The organism is Massilia sp. GCM10023247 (assembly GCF_042653325.1).
Taxonomy (GTDB): Bacteria; Pseudomonadota; Gammaproteobacteria; order Burkholderiales; family Burkholderiaceae_D; genus Telluria.
In genome coordinates, this window is the sequence record NZ_JBHSIB010000010.1 from 157,233 (window position 1) to 182,315 (window position 25,083).

At 65.7% G+C, this 25,083-nt stretch carries 24 protein-coding genes; 16 read left to right on the top strand and 8 right to left on the bottom strand.

All coding sequences use genetic code 11. The features are described 5' to 3' along the window. Window positions 1-73: 73 nt before the first annotated feature. Complete coding sequence (locus tag ACFPAH_RS09965) at window positions 74-925, bottom strand: alpha/beta fold hydrolase (protein WP_379744244.1); 852 nt, start codon at window positions 923-925, stop codon at window positions 74-76. Window positions 926-1,014: 89 nt separating this feature from the next. Here ACFPAH_RS09965 and ACFPAH_RS09970 point away from each other — a divergent pair, with 89 nt between their 5' ends. Continuing rightward, window positions 1,015-1,866 (top strand): LysR substrate-binding domain-containing protein, encoded by an 852-nt coding sequence (locus ACFPAH_RS09970; protein WP_379744246.1) that lies wholly within the window; start codon window positions 1,015-1,017, stop codon window positions 1,864-1,866. A gap of 20 nt (window positions 1,867-1,886) precedes the next feature. Here the strand turns inward: ACFPAH_RS09970 and ACFPAH_RS09975 are convergent, their stop codons facing one another. The 4 genes from ACFPAH_RS09975 to ACFPAH_RS09990 are packed head-to-tail and all read right to left on the bottom strand — an operon-like array spanning window position 1,887 to window position 4,219. Further along, a complete protein-coding gene (locus tag ACFPAH_RS09975; protein ID WP_379744248.1) occupies window positions 1,887-2,468 on the bottom strand; it encodes an RDD family protein in 582 nt (193 codons plus the stop codon). Continuing rightward, window positions 2,455-3,255 (bottom strand): DUF3106 domain-containing protein, encoded by an 801-nt coding sequence (locus ACFPAH_RS09980; protein WP_379744250.1) that lies wholly within the window; start codon window positions 3,253-3,255, stop codon window positions 2,455-2,457. Before ACFPAH_RS09980 ends, ACFPAH_RS09975 begins: the two co-directional genes overlap by 14 nt. Continuing rightward, on the bottom strand, window positions 3,252-3,653 hold the full coding sequence (locus ACFPAH_RS09985) for a DUF3619 family protein (protein WP_379744252.1): 402 nt from the start codon (window positions 3,651-3,653) through the stop codon (window positions 3,252-3,254). Before ACFPAH_RS09985 ends, ACFPAH_RS09980 begins: the two co-directional genes overlap by 4 nt. Further along, on the bottom strand, window positions 3,650-4,219 hold the full coding sequence (locus ACFPAH_RS09990; RefSeq protein WP_379744254.1) for an RNA polymerase sigma factor: 570 nt from the start codon (window positions 4,217-4,219) through the stop codon (window positions 3,650-3,652). The genes ACFPAH_RS09985 and ACFPAH_RS09990 overlap by 4 nt, the downstream gene beginning before the upstream one ends. A 642-nt stretch (window positions 4,220-4,861) precedes the next feature. Here ACFPAH_RS09990 and ACFPAH_RS09995 point away from each other — a divergent pair. The 6 genes from ACFPAH_RS09995 (at window position 4,862) to ACFPAH_RS10020 (ending at window position 11,670) form a co-directional block, all read left to right on the top strand. Continuing rightward, window positions 4,862-6,616 carry an acetolactate synthase 3 catalytic subunit gene (locus ACFPAH_RS09995; RefSeq protein WP_379744256.1) on the top strand — a complete coding sequence of 585 codons (1,755 nt, stop codon included), beginning with the start codon at window positions 4,862-4,864 and terminating at the stop codon, window positions 6,614-6,616. Continuing rightward, the gene (gene ilvN, locus ACFPAH_RS10000) at window positions 6,617-7,108 is read left to right on the top strand and encodes an acetolactate synthase small subunit (RefSeq protein WP_379744258.1); all 492 of its coding nucleotides are present in this window, start codon (window positions 6,617-6,619) and stop codon (window positions 7,106-7,108) included. A 98-nt stretch (window positions 7,109-7,206) separates the two neighbouring features. After that, the gene (gene ilvC, locus ACFPAH_RS10005; RefSeq protein WP_379744260.1) at window positions 7,207-8,223 is read left to right on the top strand and encodes a ketol-acid reductoisomerase; all 1,017 of its coding nucleotides are present in this window, start codon (window positions 7,207-7,209) and stop codon (window positions 8,221-8,223) included. A 120-nt stretch (window positions 8,224-8,343) separates the two neighbouring features. Next, window positions 8,344-9,120 carry an SIMPL domain-containing protein gene (locus ACFPAH_RS10010; RefSeq protein ID WP_379744262.1) on the top strand — a complete coding sequence of 259 codons (777 nt, stop codon included), beginning with the start codon at window positions 8,344-8,346 and terminating at the stop codon, window positions 9,118-9,120. 87 nt (window positions 9,121-9,207) lie between these two features. Further along, a complete protein-coding gene (pssA, locus tag ACFPAH_RS10015) occupies window positions 9,208-10,068 on the top strand; it encodes a CDP-diacylglycerol--serine O-phosphatidyltransferase (protein ID WP_379744264.1) in 861 nt (286 codons plus the stop codon). Between the two features lie 57 nt (window positions 10,069-10,125). Next, a complete protein-coding gene (locus ACFPAH_RS10020) occupies window positions 10,126-11,670 on the top strand; it encodes a 2-isopropylmalate synthase (protein WP_379744266.1) in 1,545 nt (514 codons plus the stop codon). A 62-nt stretch (window positions 11,671-11,732) separates the two neighbouring features. Here the strand turns inward: ACFPAH_RS10020 and ACFPAH_RS10025 are convergent, their stop codons facing one another. Then, window positions 11,733-12,431: a hypothetical protein gene (locus ACFPAH_RS10025; RefSeq protein WP_379744268.1), complete on the bottom strand. Its 699-nt coding sequence runs from the start codon at window positions 12,429-12,431 to the stop codon at window positions 11,733-11,735. Window positions 12,432-12,691: 260 nt separating this feature from the next. Beyond that, complete coding sequence (locus tag ACFPAH_RS10030) at window positions 12,692-13,186, bottom strand: hypothetical protein (protein ID WP_379744270.1); 495 nt, start codon at window positions 13,184-13,186, stop codon at window positions 12,692-12,694. Between the two features lie 186 nt (window positions 13,187-13,372). On the opposite strand from ACFPAH_RS10030, the gene rpsO reads away from it, so the two are divergent. Then, on the top strand, window positions 13,373-13,642 hold the full coding sequence (gene rpsO / locus ACFPAH_RS10035) for a 30S ribosomal protein S15 (RefSeq protein WP_379744272.1): 270 nt from the start codon (window positions 13,373-13,375) through the stop codon (window positions 13,640-13,642). Window positions 13,643-13,917: 275 nt separating this feature from the next. Next, window positions 13,918-16,020: a polyribonucleotide nucleotidyltransferase gene (gene pnp / locus ACFPAH_RS10040; protein WP_379744274.1), complete on the top strand. Its 2,103-nt coding sequence runs from the start codon at window positions 13,918-13,920 to the stop codon at window positions 16,018-16,020. Window positions 16,021-16,142: 122 nt separating this feature from the next. Here pnp and ACFPAH_RS10045 read toward each other — a convergent pair whose 3' ends face one another. Further along, window positions 16,143-16,274 carry a hypothetical protein gene (locus tag ACFPAH_RS10045; RefSeq protein WP_379744276.1) on the bottom strand — a complete coding sequence of 44 codons (132 nt, stop codon included), beginning with the start codon at window positions 16,272-16,274 and terminating at the stop codon, window positions 16,143-16,145. 338 nt (window positions 16,275-16,612) lie between these two features. Here ACFPAH_RS10045 and ACFPAH_RS10050 point away from each other — a divergent pair, with 338 nt between their 5' ends. The 7 genes from ACFPAH_RS10050 to ACFPAH_RS10080 all read left to right on the top strand — a co-directional run bounded on the left by ACFPAH_RS10050 (window position 16,613) and on the right by ACFPAH_RS10080 (window position 24,988). Then, window positions 16,613-17,479 carry an STAS domain-containing protein gene (locus tag ACFPAH_RS10050; protein WP_379744278.1) on the top strand — a complete coding sequence of 289 codons (867 nt, stop codon included), beginning with the start codon at window positions 16,613-16,615 and terminating at the stop codon, window positions 17,477-17,479. A 17-nt stretch (window positions 17,480-17,496) separates the two neighbouring features. Beyond that, window positions 17,497-17,856: an STAS domain-containing protein gene (locus ACFPAH_RS10055; RefSeq protein WP_312550807.1), complete on the top strand. Its 360-nt coding sequence runs from the start codon at window positions 17,497-17,499 to the stop codon at window positions 17,854-17,856. Then, window positions 17,853-18,317: an anti-sigma regulatory factor gene (locus ACFPAH_RS10060; protein WP_379744280.1), complete on the top strand. Its 465-nt coding sequence runs from the start codon at window positions 17,853-17,855 to the stop codon at window positions 18,315-18,317. The genes ACFPAH_RS10055 and ACFPAH_RS10060 overlap by 4 nt, the downstream gene beginning before the upstream one ends. Continuing rightward, complete coding sequence (locus ACFPAH_RS10065) at window positions 18,305-19,351, top strand: SpoIIE family protein phosphatase (protein WP_379744282.1); 1,047 nt, start codon at window positions 18,305-18,307, stop codon at window positions 19,349-19,351. Before ACFPAH_RS10060 ends, ACFPAH_RS10065 begins: the two co-directional genes overlap by 13 nt. After that, window positions 19,348-20,679 (top strand): ATP-binding protein, encoded by a 1,332-nt coding sequence (locus tag ACFPAH_RS10070; RefSeq protein WP_379744284.1) that lies wholly within the window; start codon window positions 19,348-19,350, stop codon window positions 20,677-20,679. The genes ACFPAH_RS10065 and ACFPAH_RS10070 overlap by 4 nt, the downstream gene beginning before the upstream one ends. Window positions 20,680-20,718: 39 nt before the next feature. Then, window positions 20,719-22,608, top strand: a complete 1,890-nt coding sequence (locus ACFPAH_RS10075; RefSeq protein WP_379744286.1) for a response regulator — start codon at window positions 20,719-20,721, stop codon at window positions 22,606-22,608. 196 nt (window positions 22,609-22,804) lie between these two features. Continuing rightward, the gene (locus ACFPAH_RS10080) at window positions 22,805-24,988 is read left to right on the top strand and encodes a putative bifunctional diguanylate cyclase/phosphodiesterase (RefSeq protein WP_379744288.1); all 2,184 of its coding nucleotides are present in this window, start codon (window positions 22,805-22,807) and stop codon (window positions 24,986-24,988) included. The last annotated feature ends 95 nt before the right edge of the window (window positions 24,989-25,083 follow it).

Below are 25,083 nucleotides of genomic sequence, written 5' to 3' on the forward strand. Positions count from 1 at the left end.
GCAGCAAGCCCAGGCTACCGGGTTTGCGGCCGTTCCACGGCGTGGACTCGGGAGTCCACCCTACGGACCCCGATCATCCACGCACGAAGGCCTGCACCAGCCGGTTGAACGCCGCCGCGTGCGTCACGTTCATCCCATGCGATGCCCCTGCAATCGAGCGCTTGTCGACGTGCCTGATCCAGCCGGCGAGCGCCGCCACGTTATCGCGGTACATGCGCGGGCTGCGTTCGCCTTCGATCAGCAGCGTCCTGCAGGAGAGGGCGGCGGCATCGGCGCGGGTGTAGGCCGGCAAGGGATCGCGGAACTGCTTCGGCAGCGTGGCCGCGTTGTCGAGCGCCATCCTGCGAAATCCCGGACGGCTGCGGCGCCAGATCCCGGGCATGCTGACCGAGTCGACGAACATCTCCACACCGGCCTCGACCGCACCACTTTCGACTAGTTCGGCAACCGTCGCGCGCAAGGCCTCGGTCGCCGCCGGCAGGCCGGCTTGCGGCACGCCGGCCACCTGCAGCGGGCCGCCGGGATCGGCGAGCGTCAAGCTCTTCACGAGCTCCGGATAGGCGCGCGCCAGGTGGAAGGCGACACAGGCGCCGCGCGAGTGGCCCACCAGGTGCACCGGGCCGAGACCGAGCGCCACGATCAACTCGGCGAGTTCATCGACGTGCATCTTCCAGCCGAAGGCCCGCTGGCCGGCGGCGCCGGCCGCCGGCCAATAGTGGCTGAGGCTGACCGACAGGCAGGTGAACTGCTTCGACAGGATGCTCGCCTGGCCGTCCCAGTAGCGGTAGTCGCACAGCGAACCGTGGACGAACAGCAGCGGCTCCCCGGTGCCGGACGCCACATACGGAATGCGGATGCCGGACGGGAGGGCGGCGAAGCGCAGTTCGGGGGCGGCGAAGAAGGGGGGATCGATGCGTGCGTTCATGAGTGGACTCCTTTCCGATACTATGCACGATGGCGCGCTAGAAGAAAATCGCATAATATTGATCGATACTATTCGATTATCTGATACCAATGAAATCACTCGACCTGGACGTGCTGGCCATGATCGTGGCGGTGGCCGATACCGGCAACATCAGCCGCGCGGCCGAAGTCGTCCATCGCTCGCAATCGGCGGTCAGCATGCAGATCAAGACGCTCGAAAGCGCGCTCGGCAAACCGCTGTTCGTGCGCGGGTCGCGCAGCGTCACGCCGACCCAGGACGGCGAGGTGCTGCTCGCGTTCGCGCGGCGCATGCTGGCCCTGCGCGACGAGGCCTGGGCGGCCGTGGTGCGGCCCGACATCACCGGCCGTGTCGTGATCGGCGTGCCCGACGATTACGCGTCCTCGCTGCTGCCCTCGATCCTGAAGAGCTTTTCGAGCACCTACCCGAAGGTCGAGATCCAGGTCGTCGGGCTGCCGAGCGTGGCGCTGGCGCCAATGGTCAAGGACGGCTCGGTCGACCTGGTCTGCGCGACGCGCGTGAAGGGCCTGCCGGGGGAGTTCATCCGCTTCGAGCCGACCGTCTGGGCCGCGTCGCCCGGCGCGCCCGAGATCTGGCGCGAGCGGCCCTTGCCGATCGCCGTCTTCTTGCCCGGCAGCGTGGCGCGGGAAAACGCGATCCGCAGCCTGGAGCGGGCGAAGATCACCTACCGGACCTCGTACGAGAGCCCGAGCCTGATGGGGCTGCTCAGCATGGTGGAAGCGGGTCTGGCGGTGGCGCCGCTGGCGCGCTGTGCGGTGCCGGCGCACCTCAGCCTGCTCGGCCAGGCGCAGGGCTTGCCGGAGATGGCGCCGCTCGAACTCATCCTCGCGCGCAGCAGCAAATCGCGGCGCCCGCCCTGCGATTTCCTGGCCGAGAAGATCATGTCGGAACTGCGGCGCTAGGCGCCGCAGCCATCAGGGCATTATTTGCCGCCCGCTTTCGGCAGCGCGATCAGGCGCGTCCCCGCGATCCGGTCGTGCAGGAACTGCCGGTCCTTGTCGAGGAAGGCCGTCAGGCCCCAGGCTACCAGGCCGGCGCCCAGCAGCAGGGCCCATTCCTTGACGCCGTGCAGGTCGAGCAGGGCGCCCACCAGCAGGGCCGGCGCGAACCAGCCCCAGGCCAGCAGGTAGCGGATGGCCGCATTCTTGAAGGGCACCTTCGCGTGGCCGACCTTCACCAGCTTGATGCGCCAGGTCTTCATCGCCAGGGTAAAACCGCTGCCGCTCCAGGCGTGCACGAAATAGGCGGCCGTCACCAGGAACAGGAAGACCATCAGCGCCGCGCGGAAGACGGGCTCCTGGCGGTTGCCGGTGGCGAAAATGAAGAGGAAGACGGCGAGCGCCTCGACCGCAACCAGCAGGAAGGCTTCGTACACCATCGCGACGACGCGGCGCTTGACGGTCGGCGTGCCGATCGCGGCAGGGGCAGTCGAGGCAGTTGAGGCAACTGAGGAGGCAACTGAGGCAACTGAGGCAGCCGAGGCGCTTGATTTATCCGTTTGCATTCGATGCGGTGGGGGCGGCGGTGGAGGGGGCGGCGCCGACCGCGGCCGGGGCCGGCGCCGCCGGCGTCGCGGCGGGCGCAGTGCCGGGCACGGCGGCGGGCGTGGGTGCGGGCGTAGAGGTGGGCGCACCGGGCTGCGTGATGGCCGGCGCTGCCGGCAGGCTGGCCGGCGGCTCGAGCGACATGCAGGAGGCGCCGCGGCGCGTGGTGCCGGGCGGGCAGCTGGTCGGCGCGACGATCATCGTCGAGGACGGCATCGAAGGCGCGGCCGGGTTCTTGCGGGCGGACTGGGCCAGGCGCTGTTTCTGGTCGGGCGTCAATTGCTTGTAGCTTTCCCAGGTCGCGGCCTTTTCGCCGGGCGCGAGCTTGCGCGTGCGGGTGTAGTTTTCGCGTGCGAGGTTGCGCTGCTCGGGCGTGAGGCGCACCCACTGGCGCATGCGGTCGTGCACGCGGTCCTGCTCCTCCGGGCTCATCGAGGCAAAGCGGCGCGACATCTCGAGCCATTTGCGCTTGCGCGTGCCCTCCATCACATCCCACTCGTCCTTCAGGGGTTGCAACGCGAGTTGCTGGGTCTTCGTGAGATCGTTCCACAGCGGTTTGTGGAACAGTTGCGGGCCGCCCTTGCCGGGGATGCCGGCCGGCGCGCCGGCAGCCGTCGCGGCGGGTGCGTTGCCTGCGGCGCCACGGTGGCTATCGGGCCAGAAAAACCAGGCTGCCAGGGCAGCCAGCAGCAGCGCCGCGACGGCGACCAGACCGGCGCGGCGGGGCTTGGAGTGCGGTGTCGTCATTGGTGGCGCTGTTGCGACTCCAGGTAGGCATTGAAGCCATGGTCGAGGTAAGCCGTCAGCGGCAGTTCGTCGGCCAGCATGGCCGCGTCGAGCTCGGCCAGTTCGTCGATGCGCTGCTGCTGGTCGTACTGGTAGAGCCCGCCGAGTCCGACGACCAGCGCCAGCAAGGGCAGGGCGACGCCGAGGCGGCCCAGGCCCATGCCGGAGACGTGGAAATCGACACCAAGGAAGCGGCGCAGGCCGCCCTGCGCGCGGACCGGCGCATCGGGCTTCTTGCGCGACAGCGCGAGTTTGCGGGCCGCGGCCAGGCGCTCGGTGGTCGAGGCAGGCAGCGACTCCAGGTTCTCGTTCAAGGCGTGGCGCAGCTTGTACGCCAGGTTGATGTCGTCGTTGTTCATAATTTTATTCCCTTGGCCCGCAGGGCATCGGCAAGGGTATGCGTAGCGCGAGAGCAATGCGTTTTGACACTGCCCTCCGAGCACCCCATCGCGGCGGCCGTTTCGGCCACATCCATATCCTGCCAGTAACGCATAAGGAAGGCTTCCCGTTGACGCGCCGGGAGCTTTTGTATCTCCTCGTCGATCAGGCGCAGGGTCTGGGCCCGTTCGACCTGGTCTGCGCTCGACTCGGCAGCGGCCGAGCCCTCCTCGGATTCGTACGAGTTCAGTATATCAAAGTCCTCGTCCTCGCCCTCGCGGCGGCCGAGGCCCGAAAACAGGCTGACCCAGGTATTGCGGACCTTCTCGCGGCGGAAATAATCGAGGATGGTGGTCTGCAGGATGCGCTGGAACAGCATCGGCAATTCGGCGGCAGGCTTGTCGCCGTATTTCTCGGCGAGCTTGATCATCGCGTCCTGCACGATGTCGAGCGCCGACTCGTCCTTGCGCACCGCATACACGGCCTGCTTGAACGCCCGGCGTTCGACATTCTCGAGGAAGTCGTTGAGTTCTTTGTCTGTCGCCATGCGATGGAAGGAGGTAGGCGCCCGGGTGCGTAGCCCGTGCTTTATGGAAACCCACGAATCCTAGCAAAAAACCACCGTGCATGCATGGTAATTGCTCAGTGGGGCGCGGGCGGGCTGTGCAGGCGTCGGCAAAGTGTGCGCAGACGGCGAGGGGCGAACGCGCGGAAAGGTGGGCCCGTCATGGATGCCACCGGCATCCATGACTCCGCCTTACGGCCGTCGCTGCACTGCACGATCGTCCTGTATCGACGGCCCCGCTGTGCACCGAAACCGGGCGCCGGGGCTTTTCCATTTTTTATCTTGACCAAAATGGTGCAACGCAGTAAGGTGTTTCTTACGCTTTGCACACCGAAGCTCCAACGTCAGCCAGACCGGCACACAAGGCCCGCCCGGCATGACACGCTTTCATTTGTAGGCAGTTTGCTCCAACCCGCGCCACAAGCGCGAGAGATGCGTCGAGCCGCCACAGACACTCAGCCAAACGAGTTGCGCCCAGCGCCGTAACGAAGGATATCAATCGATATCCGGGAGTACGTCGTGACCGCAGAAAGAAGGGAAGCTCGAGCGTTGTGGGGTAAACCGTATTTCGTTAGGAACGAGCATCCGATCAATCGCCCAATGGGTTTTGAAAGGAAATGATTCATGAATAACGAAGCCTCAGGCTCCGGATCATCCGGAGTGACGGGTCCCATCACGGGCGCAGAAATCGTCGTCCGTTGCCTGGCCGAAGAGGGCGTGAAACACGTCTTTGGCTATCCCGGCGGCGCAGTGCTGTACATCTACGACGCCATCTTCCAGCAAGACAAATTCCAGCACGTATTAGTACGCCACGAGCAGGCAGCCGTGCATGCGGCCGACGCCTACTCGCGCAGCTCGAACACCGTGGGCGTCGCCATCGTCACCTCCGGCCCGGGCGTGACCAATGCCGTGACCGGCCTCTCGACCGCCTACATGGATTCGATCCCGATGGTCGTCATCAGCGGCCAGGTGCCGAGCAATGCGATCGGCCAGGATGCCTTCCAGGAATGCGACACGGTCGGCATCACCCGCCCCGTGGTCAAGCACAACTTCCTCGTCAAGGACGTGAAGGAGCTGGCCTCGACGCTCAAGAAGGCGTTCTTCATCGCGCGCACCGGCCGCCCCGGCCCGGTCCTGGTCGATATCCCGAAGGACATCAGCATGCACAAGTGCATGTTCGAGTATCCGCGCGAGATCGAAATGCGTTCCTACAAGCCGGTCGACAAGGGCCACACCGGTCAGATCCGCAAGGCCGTGCAGCTGCTGCAGGGCGCCGAACGGCCGATGATCTATGCCGGCGGCGGCGTCATCCTCGCCAACGCTTCCCAGGAGCTGAACCGCCTGGTCGACAAGCTCGGCGCGCCGGTCACCAATACCCTGATGGGCCTGGGAGGCTCGCGCTCGAGCAGCGCGCAGTTCGTCGGCATGCCGGGCATGCACGGCACCTATGAAGCGAACATGGCGATGCAGCACTGCGACGTCCTGATCGCCATCGGCGCCCGTTTCGACGACCGCGTGATCGGCAACCCGAAGCACTTCGCCAGCCACCCGCGCAAGATCATCCACATCGACATCGATCCGTCCTCGATCTCGAAGCGGGTGAAGGTCGACATCCCGATCGTCGGCAACGTCAAGGACGTGCTGGTCGAATTCCTGGCCCAGCTCGAAGCCGCCGGCAGCAACCGTCCGAACCCGGATTCCCTGCGCGGCTGGTGGAAGCAGATCGACGAATGGCGCGGCCGCGAGTGCCTGAAATACGAGGATTCGGATCTCCTCATCAAGCCGCAATCGGTCGTCGAAAAGCTGTGGAAGGTCACCAAGGGCGACGCCTTCATCACCTCCGACGTCGGCCAGCACCAGATGTGGGCCGCCCAGTACTATCCCTTCGACAAGCCGCGCCGCTGGATCAATTCCGGCGGCCTGGGCACGATGGGCGTCGGCCTGCCGTATGCGATGGGCGTGCAGATGGCCAATCCCGATGCGACGGTGGCCTGCGTGACGGGTGAAGGCTCGATCCAGATGTGCATCCAGGAACTCGCCACCTGCAAGCAGTATCACCTGACGCCAAAGATCATTCTCCTGAACAACCGCTTCCTGGGCATGGTGCGCCAGTGGCAGCAGATCGACTACGGCTCGCGCTATTCCGAATCGTACATGGATTCGCTGCCGGACTTCGAGAAGCTGGCCGAGGCCTACGGCCACGTCGGCATGCGCATCGAGAAGCCGGGCGACGTGGAAGGGGCACTGGTCGAAGCCTTCGGCATGAAGGATCGTCTGGTATTCATGAACTTCATCACCGACCAGAGCGAGAACGTCTGGCCGATGGTCAAGGCGGGCAAGGGCCTGTCCGAAATGCTGCTCGGCTCGGAGGATCTGTAAATGAGACACATCATCTCGGTTCTCCTGGAGAACGAAGCCGGCGCCCTGTCGCGCGTGGTGGGCCTGTTCTCGGCACGCGGCTACAACATCGAAACCCTGACCGTGGCGCCGACCGAAGACGCAACGCTGTCGCGCATGACGATCGTGACCTCGGGCTCGGACGACATCATCGAGCAGATCACCAAGCACCTGAACCGCCTGATCGAAGTGGTGAAGGTGGTCGACCTGACCGAAGGCGCCCACATCGAGCGCGAGCTCATGCTGATCAAGGTGAGGGCGGTCGGCAAGGAGCGCGAGGAAATCAAGCGCACCGCCGACATCTTCCGCGGCCGCATCATCGACGTCACGGAAAAGACCTACACGATCGAGCTGACCGGCGCCAAGAGCAAGCTCGACGCCTTCATCGACGCCATCGACCGCACCTCGATCCTGGAGACCGTCCGTACCGGCGGCTCGGGCATCGGCCGCGGCGAGCGCATCCTGAAGGTGTGATGGGTCCGGGGGACCCATCACAAAACGACACGCAAATATTCGGCGCCGCTCATGCGTAACGCCCGCACATAACGAACATATAAAACAAAGGAATGACCATGAAAGTTTTCTACGACAAAGACTGTGACCTCTCCCTCGTCAAAGGCAAGAACGTCGCCATCATCGGCTACGGCTCGCAAGGCCACGCCCACGCCCAGAACCTGAACGAATCCGGGGTGAACGTGACCGTCGGCCTGCGCCGCGGCGGCGCCTCCTGGGGCAAGGTCGAGCAGGCCGGCCTGAAGGTGGCCGAGGTCGACGAGGCAGTCAAGAATGCGGACATCATCATGGTCCTGCTGCCTGACGAAAACATCGCCCAGGTCTACAAGGAAAACATCGAGCCGAACGCGAAGCAGGGCGCCGTGCTGGCCTTTGCCCACGGCTTTAACGTCCACTACGGCCAGGTCGTGCCGCGCGCCGACCTCGACGTCATCATGATCGCGCCGAAGGCGCCGGGCCACACCGTGCGCGGCACCTACCGCCAGGGTGGCGGCGTGCCCCACCTGGTCGCCGTTTACCAGGACAAGTCCGGCTCGGCGCGCGACATCGCGCTGTCGTATGCCATGGCCAACGGCGGCGGCCGCGCCGGTATCATCGAGACCAATTTCCGCGAAGAAACCGAGACCGACCTGTTCGGCGAGCAGGCCGTGCTGTGCGGCGGTACCGTCGAACTGATCAAGGCCGGCTTCGAGACCCTGGTGGAAGCCGGCTATGCGCCGGAAATGGCCTACTTCGAGTGCCTGCACGAATTGAAGCTGATCGTCGACCTGATCTATGAGGGCGGCATCGCCAACATGAACTACTCGATCTCGAACAACGCGGAATACGGCGAGTACGTCACCGGCCCGAAAGTGGTCACCTCGGCCACCAAGGAAGCGATGCGCCAGTGCCTGAAGGACATCCAGACCGGCGAATACGCGAAGAGCTTCATCCTCGAGAACAAGGCCGGCGCACCGACCCTGATTTCGCGGCGTCGCTTGACGTCGGAACACCAGATCGAAGAGGTCGGCGCCAAGCTGCGCGCGATGATGCCGTGGATCGCCAAGAACAAGCTGGTGGACCAGTCGAAGAACTAAGCAGGAGAAGGGACCGCGGACTCCAACTCTACCGTTTTGCAACTTTCCATTACAAAAACACGATGGAAGTCGCGGGAGCGGTAACGTATAAGGGTTGCATTATTTAACCTGGAGAAAAACATGTCCCTTCCAAAAATGTTCCTGATCGCCAGCCTGGTGCTGGCGGCCCACACCGGCGCGGCGGCGCAGGCCGCTGCGCCGACGGTCGCTACCACTGGCACGCTGGTGATCGTGCCGGCAAATGGCGAAGTGCGCCACGCCAACGACCAGGCGACCGTGAGTTTTGCCGTCGAGGAATTTGACAAGGACAAGAACGCGGCCGCCGCGCGCGTGAACCGCAAGATGAAAGAGGGCACCGAGGTCGTGCGCCGTGCCGATCCGAAAGCCGAACTGAAGACGCAGGGCTATTACACCTATCCGGTCTACCCGGAACCGCCGGTGCAGCCGCTGCCGGCGAGCCGGACACCGGTCCAGCCCGTCAAGCCGGTGCCGATCGGCTGGCGCGTCGGGCAATATCTGGAAGTGAAGACGACGAATTTGGCCGACCTGCCGAAAACGGCAGCGGCGGCGCAAAAAGTGCTGTCGATTAACGGCATCAACTTCGGCCTGGCTCCGGCGACGGAAAAGTTGCTGGACGACCGACGCATTGCCGAGACCTACCGCAACCTGAACGAGCGCATCGCCTCGATCGCACGCGCCATGGGCCGCAACCCGTCCGACGCCGTGCTCGACACGGTCGACTTCGAGGGCTCGGGCAATTACGCGCCGCAGGCCGAGGTGCGGATGATGGCCAGCCGCGCGAGCATGAAGGCCGACGGCGAGATGCCGGAACCGAGTTTTGAACCGGGGGAGACGACGCTGCAGATGCGGCTGGTTGGGAAAGTAAAGTTCAAGTAACACTGTCCGATCGCTAACGAGGCCGTTGCCCCTCTATAATGGGGAAACGGCGCCGTTGGCGCGACAACTATTTGAATACGGAACTTTATGCCATCCTTCCCACGACGCAAGAAAACTGGCGGAGCGCCAAGGGCGCCACGATTCTCCCGCCTCAAGCGCTTCGGCCGCCGGGCCGAGGACAAGGGCGGGCCGCGCGGACGCGGCATTTACCTGCTGCCGAACGCGTTTACGACCGGGGCCCTGTTCTGCGGTTTCTACGCGATCGTGATGGCAATGAACCAGCGCTTCGAGCACGCCTGCTGGGCCGTGTTCATCGCGATGGTGCTCGATGGGTTGGACGGGCGCGTTGCGCGCCTGACGAATACGCAGTCGGAGTTCGGCGCGCAGTACGACAGCCTGTCGGACATGGTGTCGTTCGGGGCGGCGCCGGCACTGGTGATCTATGAATGGTCGCTGCGCGGCCTGGGCAAGCTGGGCTGGATCGCGGCCTTCGTCTACTGCGCCGGCGCGGCGCTGCGCCTGGCGCGCTTCAACACCAACATCGAAGTGGTGGACAAGCGCTTCTTCCAGGGGCTGCCCAGCCCGGCGGCAGCGGCGCTGGTGGTCGGCTTCATCATGATGATGACCGACCCGGACATCAACGTCAGCGCGCGCCAGGTGGACTGGGTGAGCTGGTGCCTGGCCGTGTTCGCCGGCCTGACGATGGTGTCGAACGTGCCGTTTTATAGCTTCAAGGACGTGAACTTCCGCAAGTCGGTACCGTTCATCGTGGTGTTCCTGATCGCGCTGGGCTTTGCCCTGGTGGCGATCGACCCGCCCAAGGTCCTGTGGCCGATTTTTGTAGTGTATGGATTGTCGGGGTATGTGGTGTTTGCGATCCAGCGTGCCAAGGGCAAGCGGGTTTCCATCATCCCTACCGACGATATCGACGAAACCGAGCGCCCGTAGGTTCCTGATAGCACCAGGATGGCGCTCGTTGATTAACAAGCGCTGACTGGAGTTGTCATGATTGACCCGAATCGCCTCATTATTTTCGATACCACCCTGCGCGACGGCGAGCAATCGCCGGGCGCGTCGATGACCAAGGACGAAAAGGTGCGCATCGCGCGCCAGTTGGAGCGGCTACGGGTCGACGTCATCGAAGCCGGCTTCGCCGCCGCCTCGCCGGGCGACTTCGAGGCCATCCGCGCCATCTCGGCCGCCGTGCGCGAGTCGACCATCTGCTCGCTCTCGCGCGCCAACGACCGCGACATCGCGCGCGCCGCCGAAGCCCTGCAGCCGGCCGCCAGAAAGCGCATCCACACCTTCATCGCCACCTCGCCGCTGCACATGCAGATGAAGCTGCGCATGGAGCCGGCGCAAGTGCTGGAACAGGCGAAACTTGCCATCCGCTATGCCCGCAACCACACCGACGACATCGAATTCTCGCCCGAGGACGGCAGCCGCTCGGAAGAGGATTTCCTCTGCCGCGTGCTGGAAACCGTGATCGCCGAAGGCGCCACCACCATCAATTTCCCCGACACGGTCGGCTATGCCACGCCCGAGGTATTCGGCGAGACCATCCGCCGCCTGCGCGAGCGCGTCCCGAATTCCGACAAGGCGATCTGGTCGGTGCACTGCCATAACGACCTCGGTCTTGCGGTCGCCAATTCGCTGGCCGGCGTCGCCATCGGCGGCGCGCGCCAGATCGAATGCACGATCAACGGCTTGGGGGAGCGCGCCGGCAACACGGCGCTGGAAGAAGTGGTGATGGCGCTGCGCACTCGCGCCGACTACTACAAGCTGACTGTCGGCATCGACACCACGCAGATCGTCCCGGCCTCGAAGATGGTGTCGCAGATCACCGGTTTCGCGGTGCAGCCGAACAAGGCCGTGGTCGGCGCGAACGCCTTCGCGCACGCCTCGGGCATCCACCAGGACGGCATCCTCAAGGCGCGCGAGACCTACGAGATCATGCGCGCCGAAGACGTCGGCTGGCACGCCAACAAGATCGTGCTCGGTAAACTGTCGGGGCGCAACGCCTTCAAGGCGCGCCTGCAGGAGCTCGGCATCGACCTCGACTCGGAAACCGAAGCCAACGATGCGTTCGCCCGCTTCAAGGAACTGGCCGACCGCAAGAGCGAGATCTTCGACGAGGACATCATGGCCCTCGTCTCTGCGGCCGACCATGCCCAGGAAGGGGAGTATTACCGTTTCGTGTCGCTGGCCCAGCGCTCCGAAACCGGCCAGCTGCCGCACGCGCGCGTGGTCTTCGCCATCGACGGCCAGGAGCATGCCTGCGAGGGAACCGGCGACGGCCCGGTCGACGCCACCGTGAACGCCATCGAGAGCGAGGCGAAGTCGGGCGCCGAGCTGATCCTCTTCTCGATCAACGCGATCAGCAACGGCACCGAGTCGCAGGGCGAAGTGACGATCCGCCTGTCGCGCCAGGGGCGCATCGTCAACGGCGTCGGGGCAGACCCGGACATCGTCGTGGCCTCGGCCAAGGCCTACCTGTCGGGGCTGAACAAACTGCACTCGAAGGTGGAGAAGGCCCATCCGCAGCTGTAGGGCGGACGGCTCGACCCGGGCGGCCGTGCTCACCTTGCGTGAGCGCCGCCCGAGGGGGGGCCCTAATTCCATTTCTGGACCGTCGGCTTCTGCTCGTCCTCGTCGCAGGTGGTCATTTTCGGCGGGATACCGTTGCGCATCGAATCGCGGCCGTCAGGCGCGTGGTTCGACTCGTAGGTGACGCAATAGGTGCCCATGGCCGTCGTCACGCGGTAGCGCCGGCGTCCATAACCGCCCGGGTCGATGATTTCCTCGGTCTTCGGCACCTGGTACCACTTGTTCGGCGCCAGCTCGGCCGCCCGCGCGATGCCGCGTTCGAGCTTCATTTGCGGCGTGACGACCGGGGCCTGGATCCCGCGCCGCGGGTTTTCCTGGCGCAGGGCGCGGTCGATGCCGGCGACGGCGGCTTTCGACCGGGCCAGCAGATCGGCGCTCGACACGGGTGGGCTTGCCGGAGGGGCGGCGGCTTCGGGCGGCGGGGCGACTGCCGGCGGGGCCTCGGCTGCCGGCGCCGGCGCGGCTTGTTGTGCCGCCTCCCTGCGCGCCGGTGCCGGCAAGGACAGCGTCGGCGGCCGTGCCTCGACGCGCGGAGCCGGCACGATCCGGAACGGCACCACCTCCATCTCGCGCGGCGCCTCGTCCACTGACGCAATAGGCCGCGACAACTGCCACAGCACGATCAGCAGCACATGCACGCCTAGCGAAATGGCGATCCCGGCAAGGTGACGCGGCGGCGGGAAGGGCGGCTGTGCGATATTCATATCGCAACAGTATATTGTTCGTTACTGTACTTGCGGTAACAATCGTGTATGTACGCACAGACCGTAGGGTGGACGGCTGCACCCGGACGCTCGTGCTCACGCTGCGTGAACGCCGCCCACGCGTTCAACGAACGGTTGCGAACCGCAGCGCGGCCAGGCATCCGCTGCTTGAGCGCGTGGGCGGCGGTGGAGCAACAGGTAGGCCCACGCCCGGGTATAGCCGTCCACCCTACGTCCCTCCGCTTTCGTTGCGCGGATCATCAAAACGGAAAGCGGTCCCTCGGCTCGAACAGCGGATCGGGCCCGTTGAGCATCTGCCGCACGATCCCGTTCTCGTCGAAATGCACGTGCATCAGCGAGTTCCACACGCCCGCTTCCTTGTAGCGGTAGGACCAGACCTCGTAGTTGTGCATGGCGACGCGCGAACGCTCGGCGGGGTGGCCGATGGTGCGCAGCACGTCTGCCTTGGTCGCCTGGTCGATCTTGATCGTCGCGAATTTCTCGCCGGTCAGCACCTGCTCGTAAGACGCCAGCCGCCCGTCCGGGCCGATGCGCGCCATCCAGGTAAACTGGCCCATCGGTCCGGTGGCGTACTCGAGGATCTGCCCGTCGGGAGCAGGGTAGACGGCGGTCGGTTGCCCGAGCTTGGCGATCACGGCAGCCACCGGTTCGCCGACGTTCGGGGCCTCGCGAAACAACGGCCCGGCGCAGCCCGCCAGCATCAGCGCCGTGCAAAGTGTTGCAATTTTTATCATGGTGCGCATGGAAGGCCTCGCGAAAAGCGTCGAAAACGCCATGATGCCCTAGCGGCGGCGCAGCAAATGCTGGTGACGCCAACTGTTTTCGCATATACTGGCGCGTCTGTCCGCAGGGGCAGGTTTTTTAATCAAATCACGGTGCGCTGGGTTGCGACTCTTGCACCGCATGTGAAAGGTAACATCATGTCCGTAGAAAACATCAACAAAGCGGCGATCATCGCCGACAACGCACGTGGCCAGAACGATACCGGCTCGCCGGAAGTCCAGGTCGCACTGCTGACTGCACGCATCAACGAACTGAACGGCCACTTCAAAGCCCACCAGAAAGACCACCACTCGCGCCGCGGCCTGATCATGATGGTCAACCGTCGTAAGAGCCTGCTGTCTTACCTGAAGAGCAAAGACCTGAACCGTTACCGCGACCTGATCGCCAAACTCGGCCTGCGTAAGTAATTTTTGCGCCAGACGGTTTAGTCAAAGAAATGCCTGCGTCAGTCTAGCTGTCGCGGGCATTTTTTGTTTTACCTAGTGTTTCTGTTGTAAGCGGTTTTAGAGCGTCTAACAAAAGCCTCAGGGCAAGGGATGCGGCCAACCGACGCAGCGTCGCAGACAGTACGTTGGTACGGCAAGACGCTGCAACGCCGCCATGAGGTTTTTGTTAGACGCTCTTAGTGGTGAGGTGAACGACAGCTCCTGAAAATCTGTCGGCAAATAGAAAGGGATTACCAATGTTTAACAAAGTTACGAAGACCTTCCAGTACGGCCAACACACCGTCACTCTGGAAACCGGTGAAATCGCCCGTCAAGCCTCCGGCGCCGTCATGGTGTCGGTCGAAGACACCGTGGTGCTGGCTACCGTCGTCGCCAAGAAAGACGCCAAGCCGGGCCAGGATTTCTTCCCGCTGACCGTCGATTACATCGAGAAAACGTACGCTGCCGGTAAGATCCCGGGCGGTTTCTTCAAGCGCGAAGGCCGTCCTTCTGAAAAGGAAACGCTCACCTCGCGCCTGATCGACCGTCCGATCCGTCCGCTGTTCCCGGAAGGCTACCTGAACGAAGTCCAGGTCATCATCCACGTGCTGTCGGTCAACCCTGAAATCGATCCGGACATCCCTGCGATGATCGGCGCCTCGGCCGCCCTGTGCGTCGCCGGCATCCCGTTCAACGGCCCGATCGGCGCCGCCCGCGTCGGCTACGCGAATGGCCAGTACATCCTGAACCCGAGCACCACCCAGCTCAAGACCTCGCAGATGGACCTGGTCGTCGCCGGTACCGAAACGGCCGTGCTGATGGTCGAATCCGAAGCACAGCAGCTGTCGGAAGAAGTCATGCTGGGCGCGGTCGTCTTCGGCCACGACCAGATGCGCGCCGTGATCGATGCGATCCACGCCTTGGTCGAAGAAGGCGGCAAGCCGGAAGTCGAGTGGACCGCCCCTGCCAAGAACGAAACCCTGATCGCCCAGGTGACCGAGCTGGCTGCCGACAAGATCCGCGACGCCTACCAGACCCGCGAAAAATCGGCGCGCCAGCAAAAGCTGAAGTCGCTGTCGTCGGAAGTCATGGCTGCCCTGGCGGCGCAAGGCGTCGAGGCCGATGCGGCCGACGTCGGCAACATCCTGTTCGACATGGAAGCCAAGGTCGTGCGTACGCAGATCCTGGACGGCGAGCCGCGCATCGACGGCCGCGACACCCGCACCGTGCGCCCGATCGCGATCCGCACCGGCGTGCTGCCGCGTACCCACGGCTCGGCCCTGTTCACCCGCGGCGAAACCCAGGCGCTGGTCATCGCGACCCTGGGCACCGCCCGCGACAGCCAGAAGATCGACGCGCTGATGGGCGAGTACACCGACGACTTCATGATGCACTACAACATGCCTCCGTTCGCCACCGGCGAAACCGGCCGTGTAGGCACCCCGAAGCGCCGCGAAATCGGCCACGGCCGCCTGGCCAAGCGCGCACTCGTTGCCGCGCTGCCATCGCCGGAAGAGTTCAGCTACTCGGTGCGCCTGGTGTCGGAAATCACCGAATCGAACGGTTCCTCGTCGATGGCATCGGTCTGCGGCGGCTGCCTGGCACTGATGGACGCCGGCGTGCCGATGAAGGCGCACGTCGCCGGCATCGCCATGGGCCTGATCAAGGAAGGCGGCAAGTTCGCCGTCCTGACCGACATCCTGGGTGACGAAGACCACCTGGGCGACATGGACTTCAAGGTCGCCGGTACCACCGCAGGCATCACCGCGCTGCAGATGGACATCAAGATCATGGGCATCACCAAGGAAATCATGCAGGTGGCACTGGCGCAAGCCAAGGAAGCCCGCCAGCACATCCTGGGCGAGATGCAGAAGGCCGTGCCGACCGTGAAGACCGAACTGTCGGACTTCGCGCCACGCCTGATCACGATCAAGATTAATCCAGAGAAGATCCGTGACGTCATCGGCAAGGGCGGCGCCGTCATCCGCGCGCTGACCGAAGAGACCGGCACCCAGATCGACATCACCGACGAAGGCGTGGTCACCATCGCTTCCGTCGACGCTGCCGCCGGCCAGGAAGCCAAGCGCCGCATCGAAGAGCTGACCGCCTCGGTCGAAGTGGGCAAGACCTACGACGGCACCGTGCTGAAGCTGCTGGACTTCGGCGCCATCGTGCAAGTCATGCCGGGCAAGGACGGCCTGCTGCACATCTCGCAGATCGCCAACGAGCGCGTCAACGCAGTCGCCGATTACCTGAAGGAAGGCCAGCAAGTACGCGTGAAGGTCCTCGAGACCGACGAGCGCGGCCGCCTGAAGCTGTCGATGAAGGCTGCCGATCCGGTCGAAGCCGCAGCGCAGTAATCAGTCTGGAACCCGGCGCTTCGGCGCTGGAAAATAAAAACCGCCAGTGCGTGAGCCTGGCGGTTTTTTGTTGCGCCAGCCAGCGCCGGCTGGCCGGGGCTCGTCCTGAGCCACCGGCGTGCTCAGGCCAGCTTGAGGGCCACCAGTGCCAGCAGCGCCAGGGCGATGCCGAACTTTGTGCCCGAAATAAAGCTGTCATACAGCGGATTGCGCCGGTAGATGAATTTTTCACGCCGGTTGAACAGGTGTCTCATGAGGCTTCCCCCTTCGGGTGACGGGCCACCGCGCCATGAACGAGCGGGTCCATGCCGCGCCGGCGGTGGCCGTATTGGCGCGACACAACAGCGTAACAATTCCGCCGCAACTGACTTTTGTTGCTAATCAAGGTTCCAAACGCATGGTCACGGTAAACGGCGCCGCTGCAGCCGCCTGCGGGCGCTGACAAGCCCTCAAAGTACGGGGCGCACACGCCTCGATTGTGAAATGGAAATCTAGCAAGAAGTGTTATAGTTAATGACTTTCAATTTGGAGCAGCTCGTTCATTTAAGTCGGGCGCATCCACGACTGCAATAACAAAACAAGGAATGTACCGATGACCACGAAGGACAACGCCGCCCGCATCAGCCAGCTCATTCAGGAACACGAAGCCGAAATCGGCTCGCAGTGGATCGACCAGCTCGAAGCCCTGCTGGTGCGCGGCACCAGCAGCTCGAAGGAACAGCTGCGCACCCATTGCCAGCAGTTCCTGGCGGCCTTTGCGGCGGCGACCCGCTCCGGCGAGCTGGAAAATGTCGAGCATCGTTCGTGGGACGAGGTGCGTGACCTGCTCAGCGAGATCTCGTCGAGCCGTGCGAAAAGCGGTTCCACCCCGGCCGAGACGGCCAGCTTCGTGTTCTCGCTCAAGCAGCCGCTGTTCTCGCAGCTGACCGCCGGTTTCGCCGACGACGCGGTGGCGCTGGCCGCGGCCTCGTGGTCGGTCAGCTCGCTGCTCGACAAGCTCGGCCTGTACACGATCGAAGTGTTCCAGAAGGCGAAAGACCAGATCATCGTGCGCCAGCAGCAGGAGCTGCTCGAGCTGTCGACCCCGGTCGTCAAGCTGTGGAACGGCATCCTGGCGCTGCCCCTGATCGGCACCCTGGATTCGGCGCGTACCCAGGTGGTGATGGAAAACATCCTGCAAAAGATCGTCGATACCGGCGCCATCATCGCCATCATCGACATCACCGGCGTGCCGATGGTCGACACCCTGGTGGCTCAGCACCTGATGAAGACCATCGCCGCCGCGCGCCTGATGGGCGCCGACTGCATCATCAGCGGCATCCGCCCGCAGATCGCGCAGACCATCGTCCACCTGGGCGTGAACCTGGAAGACGTGGTCACCAAGGCCACGCTGGCCGACGCCTTCCTGGTCGCCCTGGAACGCACCGGCACCTCGGTCGTCGTCACCAACAAACCTTAAGAAGAACCGGGACGACGATGGAACGCATTCCTATCCTGCGGATGGGTGACCTGCTGCTGGTCACCATCCAGGTCGACATGCACGACCGCCTTGCCATGACCTTGCAGGACGACCTTACCGAGCGTATCGTCCGCGATAGCGCCAAGGGCGTGCTGATCGACATTTCGGCGCTCGACCTGGTCGACTCCTTCATCGGGCGCATGATCAGCAACACCGCGGCCATGGCGCGCGTGCTCGACGCCCAGACCGTGGTGGTCGGCATGCAGCCGGCCGTCGCCATTACGCTCGTCGAACTGGGGCTGACCCTGCATGGCGTGAAAACCGCATTGAACGTCGAAAAGGGCATGGCCCTGCTCGGGAAGAACCTCAACAGATGAGCACTACGACTGATTCAGTCGGATTCGAGACCGACCTGGTCGAACGCCACGCCCGGCTGCGCGCCGACCGGGCCCAGCTGCCGCTGCGCAGCGACGAGGACGTGGTCGGCCTGCGCCGCCATGTGCGCGAGCGCGCGGTCGGCATCGGACTGTCGCTGGTCGACCAGACCAAGCTGATCACGGCGGCAAGCGAACTGGCGCGCAACACCATCAAGTACGGCAACGGCGGCGTGGTCTACCTCGACAAACTGGTCGACGGCCTGCGCCAGGGCGTCGGCCTCGTGTTCGTGGATGCCGGCCCCGGCATTCCCGACCTCGAGCAGGCCCTGCGCGACGGTTTCACGACCGGCGGCGGCCTCGGCCTGGGGCTGGGCGGCTCCAAGCGCCTGGTCGACGAATTCGACATCGACACCCGCCCGGGAGAGGGGACCGCGATCGCGGTCGTGAAATGGAAACGCTGATCAGTTCCCTCAACACCCAGCTGGCGTTTGCGATTACCCACGCGAGCGACATCGCTGCGGCACGCCGCGCCGGACAAAAGCTCGCGCTCGAACTCGGTTTCAACGAAACCCGGGCCGGCCAGCTGGCCCTGATCGTCACCGAAGCCGGCACCAACCTGCTCAAGCACGCGGGCGAGGGCACGCTCTACCTGAACGTGGCGCAGTCCGAAGGCGTGCCCGGGGTCGACGTGCTGGCGGTCGACAACGGCCCCGGCATTCTCGATCTCGATGCCTGCCTGCGCGACGGCATGTCCACCACCGGCACCTCGGGCACGGGCCTGGGCGCGCTGCGCCGCCTGTCCGATGAGTTCGACGTCTATTCCACGCCCGGCAACGGGGCCTTGTTCTTCATGCGCCTGTGGCGCGACGAAGCGCCGCCGCCCCTGTGCCGGGTCGAGGTGGGCGCGCTGGCGGTGCCGCTGGCCGGCGAGGACGCCTGCGGCGACGGCTGGGGCGTGGCCTGCGACGGCGCGGGCGCCACCCTGCTGGCCGCGGATGGCCTCGGCCATGGACCGGAGGCGGCGCTGGCCGCGCACGCGGCGATCCGCGAGCTCGCGCATCGTCCTTCGTCGGAGCCGGGCGCGCTGGTCGACGCCGCCCACACCGCGCTGCGCATCACGCGCGGCGCCGCGCTGGCGGCCGCGCGCATCGACTTCGAGGCCGGCGTGGTGCGCTTCGCCGGCGTCGGCAACATCGGCGCCTATGTGATCGACGGCGACACCCGGCGCGCGCTGATCTCGCACAACGGCATCGTCGGCCACAACATGCGCAAGGTGCAGGAGTTTACGGTGCCGTGCCCGCCCGGCGCGATGTGCATCCTGCACTCGGACGGCATCCAGACCCAGTGGGACCTGGACAAGTATCCGGGCCTGCTGGCGCGCAGCCCGGCGCTGGTCGCGGCGATGCTGATGCGCGACTACATCCGCCGCCGCGACGACGCGATGGTGCTGGTGGTGCGCCGCAGGCACGGCGGACAGCGCGGGGGACAGCCGTGACGCATCGCATCCTCAACGTTGCGCTCGAGAGCGACAAGGACGTGGTGCTGGTGCGCCAGCGCGCGCGCCAGGTGTCGGCCTTGCTCGGCTTTGCCAAGCAGGACCAGGTGCGGATCGCCACCGCCGTCTCGGAAGTGGCGCGCGCCGCCTACCTGGGCGGCAGCGGCGCCCGCGCCGCCTTTGCGCTGGCCGATGGCCACGCCCGCCAGCATCTGGAGGTGACGGTCAGCGCGGCACGCGCCGCGCCCGCCGGCAGCGAGGGCGCGGCCGTGGTCGACCATGCCATGGTGACGGCGCATCGCCTGATGGACGCGTGCGAGGCCGGCGCCGGCCCCGGCGCGCCGTCGGTGCGGATGCGCAAGGCGCTGCCGCCGCAACTGCCGGTCAGCCCGGCGCGGCTGGCCCAGCTCAGCGCCGAACTGGCGGCCACGCCCGCCGCCAACTCGTACGAGGAAGTGCAGCAGCAGAACCGCGAGCTGGTCGAGACCCTGGCCGAATTGCGCGAGCGCCAGGAAGACCTGCTCTCGCTCACGCGCGAGCTGGAAGACACCAACCGCGGGATCGTCGCCCTCTACGCCGAGATCGAGGACAAGGCCGAGCGCCTGCGCCGCGCCGACGAAATGAAATCGCGCTTCCTGTCGAATACCAGCCACGAGCTGCGCACGCCGCTGTCCTCGATCCGGGCGCTGTCCAAGCTCCTGCTCGATCGGATGGACGGCGACCTGACCGAGGAGCAGGAACACCAGGTCTCCCTCATCGAACGCACCGCCACCGAGATGTCGGACCTGGTCAACGACCTGCTCGACCTGGCCAAGATCGAGGCCGGCCGGGTCGAGGTGCAACTGGCGCCGGTCGTGGTCGAGAACCTGTTCCGCGCCCTGAAAGGGATGATGCGCCCGCTGGTCGACGCCAGGAGCGTGGAGCTGGTGTTCGACGACGGCGGCATCGCCGAGCCCTTCGATTCGGACGAGGGCATGCTGTCGCAGATCCTGCGCAACTTCATCTCGAATGCGCTCAAGTTCACCGAGCAGGGCTCGGTGCGCGTGAGCGCGGCCGAGGATACGGCTGGCGGGACGCTCACCTTTGCCGTCACCGACACCGGCATCGGCATCGATGCCGAGCACCTGCAGCTGATATTCGAGGAATTTACCCAGGTCGAGAACCCGCTGCAGCGGCGCAGCAAGGGCACCGGCCTGGGCCTGCCGCTGTGCCGGCGCCTGGCCGAATTGCTGGGCGGGTCGGTCGACGTGACCAGCCGGCCCGGCATCGGCTCGACCTTCATGCTGACGCTGCCGCGCCAGTTTCCACATCCGGCGGCGAACCCCTGACGACACCGCGCCTGACGAACCGCGCTACACAACCGACCCATGACAGCCAACCCAATCTCTATCCTCAACGTCGACGACAACGATGGCGCGCGCTACGCAAAGACGCGCATCCTGCGCAGCGCCGGCTTCCATGTGCTGGAGGCGGCCAACGGCACCGACGCCCTGGCCATGGTGCGCGACGACGAGCCGGCGCTGGTGCTGCTGGACGTGAAGCTGCCCGACATTAACGGCATCGAGGTGTGCCGCCGCATCAAGGCCGACCCCGACACCAGCGGCGTGCTGGTGCTGCAGACCTCGGCCGCGCTGACCAACCGGGCCGACAAGATCCGCGGCCTGGAGGGCGGCGCCGACAACTACCTGGCCGCGCCGATCGAGGCCGACGAGCTGATCGCCAACGTGAATGCGCTGCTGCGCATGCGCCAGACCCAGGACGAGCTGCGCGAGAGCGAGGAGCGATTTCGCCAGCTGACCGACAATGTCGAGGACGTGTTCTGGATGTTCTCGGCGCCGGACGGGGTGCTGGCCTACGTCAGCCCGGCCTACGCCACCATCTGGGGCCGCAGCTGCGACTCGCTCAAGCGCCACCACGCCAGCTGGCTCGACGCCGTGCACCCGGACGACCGGGCGCGCCTGGCCGGGCGCTGGGCGGCGCTGGCGACCCAGCCGCACTACGAAGAGGAATACCGCCTGGTGCTGCCCGACGGCGCGACGCGCTGGGTGCGCGACCGCCTGTTTGCCGTGCGTAACGCGCGCGGCGAGGTGTACCGGGTGGCGCGCGTGACCAGCGACGTGTCGGCGCGCAAGGAAATGGAAGCGCTGCTGCGCGCGGCCGACGCGAACAAAAACCAGTTCCTGGCGACCCTCGCGCACGAGCTGCGCAATCCGCTGAGTCCGATCCGCAACGCCGCGGCCCTGCTGGGCGTGAGCGGCGAGAACACGACCGAGCGCCAGGGCCGCGCGCGCGAAGTCATCCTGCGCCAGGTCGAGCACCTGGCGCACCTGGTCGACGACCTGCTCGACGTGGCGCGCATCTCGGAGGGCAAGATCGTGCTGCGGCGCGAGGAGGTCAATTTGGGCGCCGTCATCGAGCAGGCGATCGAGACCGCCGGCCCGCTGATCGCGGCGCGCAGCCACCGGCTGGAAGTGCGGCAGGCCGGCTGCCAGGTCTGGGTCGCGGGCGACCCGGTGCGCCTGGCGCAGTCGATGGGCAACCTGCTGCACAACGCGGCCAAGTTCACTCCGGTCGGCGGCGAGATCCGGCTGGAAGTGTCGCTGCACGGAGACAACGTGCACATCGCCGTGATCGACAACGGCATCGGCATCGCCGAGGACAACCTGTCGCGCATCTTCGGCATGTTCGCGCAGGCGGCGGTGCCGCCCGACCGCGCGCCCGAAGGCCTGGGCATCGGCCTGTCGCTGGTCTCGCGCCTGCTCGAAATGCACGGTGGCGGCCTGCGCGCCGAAAGCCCGGGCATCGGCATGGGCTCGACCTTCACGGTCGAGCTGCCGGTGCTGCGCACCAGCGGCATGGAGTCGGCGGCCGGCGCGGCCGTGGAGAAGGGCGCCAGCGGCGGCGGCCTGCGCGTGCTGCTGGTCGACGACAACGTCGACGCGATGGAGATGATGGGTTTCCTGCTGGCCGAAATGGGCCACGAAACCTGGACCACCTCGGACGCCGGCAAGATCGAAGAGATGGCGCTGCGCCACCGGCCGCAGGTGATCGTGCTCGACATCGGCCTGCCCGGCGCCGACGGCTACCAGCTGGCGCGCATGCTGAAACGCCACCCGCAGCTGAAACACATCCGTCTGGTGGCCCACACCGGCTACGGCTCGCCCGAAGACCGCCGCAAGGCACAGGAGGCCGGCTTCGACGCCCACCTGGTCAAGCCGGCCGAGCTGGAAGACCTGGAGAAGGCGCTGCGCGGCTAGGGCATGCCGGCGCCCGCCGGCTGCCGTTCGTGTCCTGGCGACCACGTTCCCGAACCGCCAGGAAATTTCGGGATGGAAATCACGAGAGCGCTCCCATCTTTTTAGCTAGAATGGGTCAAGCCCTGGCGCCGCAGGACGGCACCGTGCCCACACGCCTGCCGCTGGCAGGTCCGCCCCGTCACTTGCACGAGTGAACATGTCAGGCGATAACACCCTCGACGAGTGCCGCTTGCGGTCGCTCGATGCCTATCAAGCCTGGGGCAGCGATGTCCAGGCGGACCTCGACCGCCTGGTGCGCCTGGCCGCCCACGCCTGTGCCGTGCCGATGGCAGCCCTCAGCTTCGTCGGGCGCGATGGCGAACGCTGCGCGTGCGCGGTCGGCCTGGACCCGGCGCGGCTCGCCCAGCACGCTCCGTGGGGCAGGCAGGTCGTCGCCAGCCGGCGCGAACTGGTTATCCCGGAGGCGCGCCGGGCGCAGCAGCAGGCATCCGGGCAGGCTTCGCCGGACACGCGCTTTTATGCCGGGGTGCCGGTCGAAACCCCGGACGGCTTCATCCTGGGCACCCTGGCGGTCATGGATCGCATCCCGCGTACGCTCGCGCCCGAGCAGTTCGAGGCGCTGCGCACGCTCGCCGCCCAGGTCATGGCGCAGTTGGCGCTGCACCGCCAGCTGCGCGAGGCCGGCCCCGGGAGCGAGCTGCGCTTTCGCCAGCTGGCCGACGCCTTGCCGTATATCGTCTGGTCGGCTACTGCGGAAGGCGTGATCGATTATGCCAACATGAGCGTGGTCGACTACGGCGGCTTGCCGAACGCCGACCGCATCGCCGAACAGTGGATCGCGCTGCTCCATCCGGACGACGTCGCCCACACGATGGCTGCCTGGGTCCGTTCGGTGAAGACCGGCGAGGTATTTTCCTGCGAATACCGCTTGCTGCGCGCGGCCGACTGCCGCTACCGCTGGCACCTGGCCAAGGGCATGCCGATCCGCGCCGGCAGCGGCGCGATCGTCAAGTGGTACGGCACCACGATGGACATCCACGACATGAAGCTGGCCCACGAGGAGATCGGCAGGCTGGCGTTTTACGACACGCTGACCCGGCTGCCGAACCGCCAGCTGCTGATCGACCGTCTCGGGCATGCGCTGACCACCCATGCGCGCCGCGGCCGCATCGGCGCCGTGCTGCTGATCGACCTGGACAACTTCAAGACCATCAACGATACGATCGGCCACGACAAGGGCGACCTGCTGCTCGACCTGGTCGGGCAGCGCCTGGTGGCGAGCGTCAGCGAGCGCGACACGGTTGCCAGGCTCGGCGGCGACGAATTCGTCATCGTGCTGGAGGACCTCGGATTCTCGGAAGACGCGGCGGCAGGCAAGGCGGCGCTGGTCGCGCGGCGCGTGCTCGATGCCCTCAAGGGGTCGTTCAAGCTCGCCGGCCACGAGCGCCACATCACGCCCAGCATGGGCTTGACGCTGTTCGGCGGCGGCGCGCACGGCACGAACGAGCTGCTCAAGCGCGCCGACCTGGCGATGTACCAGGCCAAGGCGGCCGGGCGCAACACGCTGTGTTTCTTCGACCCGAAGATCCAGGCGGCGGCCGTGGCCCGTGCCGGGCTGGAATCGGAACTGCGGCATGCGCTGCAGCGTAACGAATTCCTGTTGCACTACCAGCCGCAACTCGACAGCGAAGGGCGGGTCACCGGCATCGAGGCGCTGCTGCGCTGGCAGAATCCGGTGCGCGGCCTTGTGTCGCCGGCAGAGTTCATCCCGCTGGCCGAGGATACCGGGCTGATCCTGCCCTTGGGACGCTGGGTGCTGGAGCAGGCCTGCATCAAGCTGGCGCGCATGGCGCAGGATCCGTCGACCGGCCACGTGAGCGTCGCCGTGAACGTCAGCGCGCTGCAGTTTCGCCAGCCCGGCTTCGTCGCCGACGTGCTGGCGGTGCTGGCGCAGACCGATGCGGACCCGCATTGCCTGAAGATCGAGCTGACCGAAACCCTGCTGCTGGAAGACGTGGAAAGCGCCGTCGAGAAGATCGTGCTGCTGCAGGAGCGCGGCGTGTGCCTGGTGCTCGACGATTTCGGGACCGGTTACTCCTCGCTGTCCTACCTCAAGCGGCTGCCGCTGCACCAGATCAAGATCGACCAGTCCTTCGTACGCAACCTCCTGAGCGACCCGCGCGACCTGGCGATCGTCAACACCATCCTTGCGCTGGGCCAGGCGCTGGGCATCGGGGTGATCGCGGAAGGGGTGGAGACGCTCGAGCAGCGTGAACTGCTGGCCAGGTGCGGGTGCCGGCACTTCCAGGGCTACCTGTTCAGCCGCCCCTTGCCGGAGGAGGCGCTGGGCTTGTACCTGCAGCGCGAGCGCGTCCGCTGAGCGCTTTCGCGCCACATAAAAAAAGGCGCTGTTCGCGTTAAGTATGGAATCTTCGGATACGGCTGAGGTCCAACTTGGACCCACGATGCCGGAGG

Excerpts from the sequence above, each read along its gene's own strand:
- ACFPAH_RS09965 (WP_379744244.1), bottom strand. The coding sequence starts at position 925 with ATGAACGCACGCATCGATCCCCCCTTCTTCGCCGCCCCCGAACTGCGC.
- ACFPAH_RS09970 (WP_379744246.1), top strand. The coding sequence starts at position 1,015 with ATGAAATCACTCGACCTGGACGTGCTGGCCATGATCGTGGCGGTGGCC.
- ACFPAH_RS09975 (WP_379744248.1), bottom strand. The coding sequence starts at position 2,468 with ATGCAAACGGATAAATCAAGCGCCTCGGCTGCCTCAGTTGCCTCAGTT.
- ACFPAH_RS09980 (WP_379744250.1), bottom strand. The coding sequence starts at position 3,255 with ATGACGACACCGCACTCCAAGCCCCGCCGCGCCGGTCTGGTCGCCGTC.
- ACFPAH_RS09985 (WP_379744252.1), bottom strand. The coding sequence starts at position 3,653 with ATGAACAACGACGACATCAACCTGGCGTACAAGCTGCGCCACGCCTTG.
- ACFPAH_RS09990 (WP_379744254.1), bottom strand. The coding sequence starts at position 4,219 with ATGGCGACAGACAAAGAACTCAACGACTTCCTCGAGAATGTCGAACGC.
- ACFPAH_RS09995 (WP_379744256.1), top strand. The coding sequence starts at position 4,862 with ATGAATAACGAAGCCTCAGGCTCCGGATCATCCGGAGTGACGGGTCCC.
- ilvN (WP_379744258.1), top strand. The coding sequence starts at position 6,617 with ATGAGACACATCATCTCGGTTCTCCTGGAGAACGAAGCCGGCGCCCTG.
- ilvC (WP_379744260.1), top strand. The coding sequence starts at position 7,207 with ATGAAAGTTTTCTACGACAAAGACTGTGACCTCTCCCTCGTCAAAGGC.
- ACFPAH_RS10010 (WP_379744262.1), top strand. The coding sequence starts at position 8,344 with ATGTCCCTTCCAAAAATGTTCCTGATCGCCAGCCTGGTGCTGGCGGCC.
- pssA (WP_379744264.1), top strand. The coding sequence starts at position 9,208 with ATGCCATCCTTCCCACGACGCAAGAAAACTGGCGGAGCGCCAAGGGCG.
- ACFPAH_RS10020 (WP_379744266.1), top strand. The coding sequence starts at position 10,126 with ATGATTGACCCGAATCGCCTCATTATTTTCGATACCACCCTGCGCGAC.
- ACFPAH_RS10025 (WP_379744268.1), bottom strand. The coding sequence starts at position 12,431 with ATGAATATCGCACAGCCGCCCTTCCCGCCGCCGCGTCACCTTGCCGGG.
- ACFPAH_RS10030 (WP_379744270.1), bottom strand. The coding sequence starts at position 13,186 with ATGATAAAAATTGCAACACTTTGCACGGCGCTGATGCTGGCGGGCTGC.
- rpsO (WP_379744272.1), top strand. The coding sequence starts at position 13,373 with ATGTCCGTAGAAAACATCAACAAAGCGGCGATCATCGCCGACAACGCA.
- pnp (WP_379744274.1), top strand. The coding sequence starts at position 13,918 with ATGTTTAACAAAGTTACGAAGACCTTCCAGTACGGCCAACACACCGTC.
- ACFPAH_RS10045 (WP_379744276.1), bottom strand. The coding sequence starts at position 16,274 with ATGAGACACCTGTTCAACCGGCGTGAAAAATTCATCTACCGGCGCAAT.
- ACFPAH_RS10050 (WP_379744278.1), top strand. The coding sequence starts at position 16,613 with ATGACCACGAAGGACAACGCCGCCCGCATCAGCCAGCTCATTCAGGAA.
- ACFPAH_RS10055 (WP_312550807.1), top strand. The coding sequence starts at position 17,497 with ATGGAACGCATTCCTATCCTGCGGATGGGTGACCTGCTGCTGGTCACC.
- ACFPAH_RS10060 (WP_379744280.1), top strand. The coding sequence starts at position 17,853 with ATGAGCACTACGACTGATTCAGTCGGATTCGAGACCGACCTGGTCGAA.
- ACFPAH_RS10065 (WP_379744282.1), top strand. The coding sequence starts at position 18,305 with ATGGAAACGCTGATCAGTTCCCTCAACACCCAGCTGGCGTTTGCGATT.
- ACFPAH_RS10075 (WP_379744286.1), top strand. The coding sequence starts at position 20,719 with ATGACAGCCAACCCAATCTCTATCCTCAACGTCGACGACAACGATGGC.
- ACFPAH_RS10080 (WP_379744288.1), top strand. The coding sequence starts at position 22,805 with ATGTCAGGCGATAACACCCTCGACGAGTGCCGCTTGCGGTCGCTCGAT.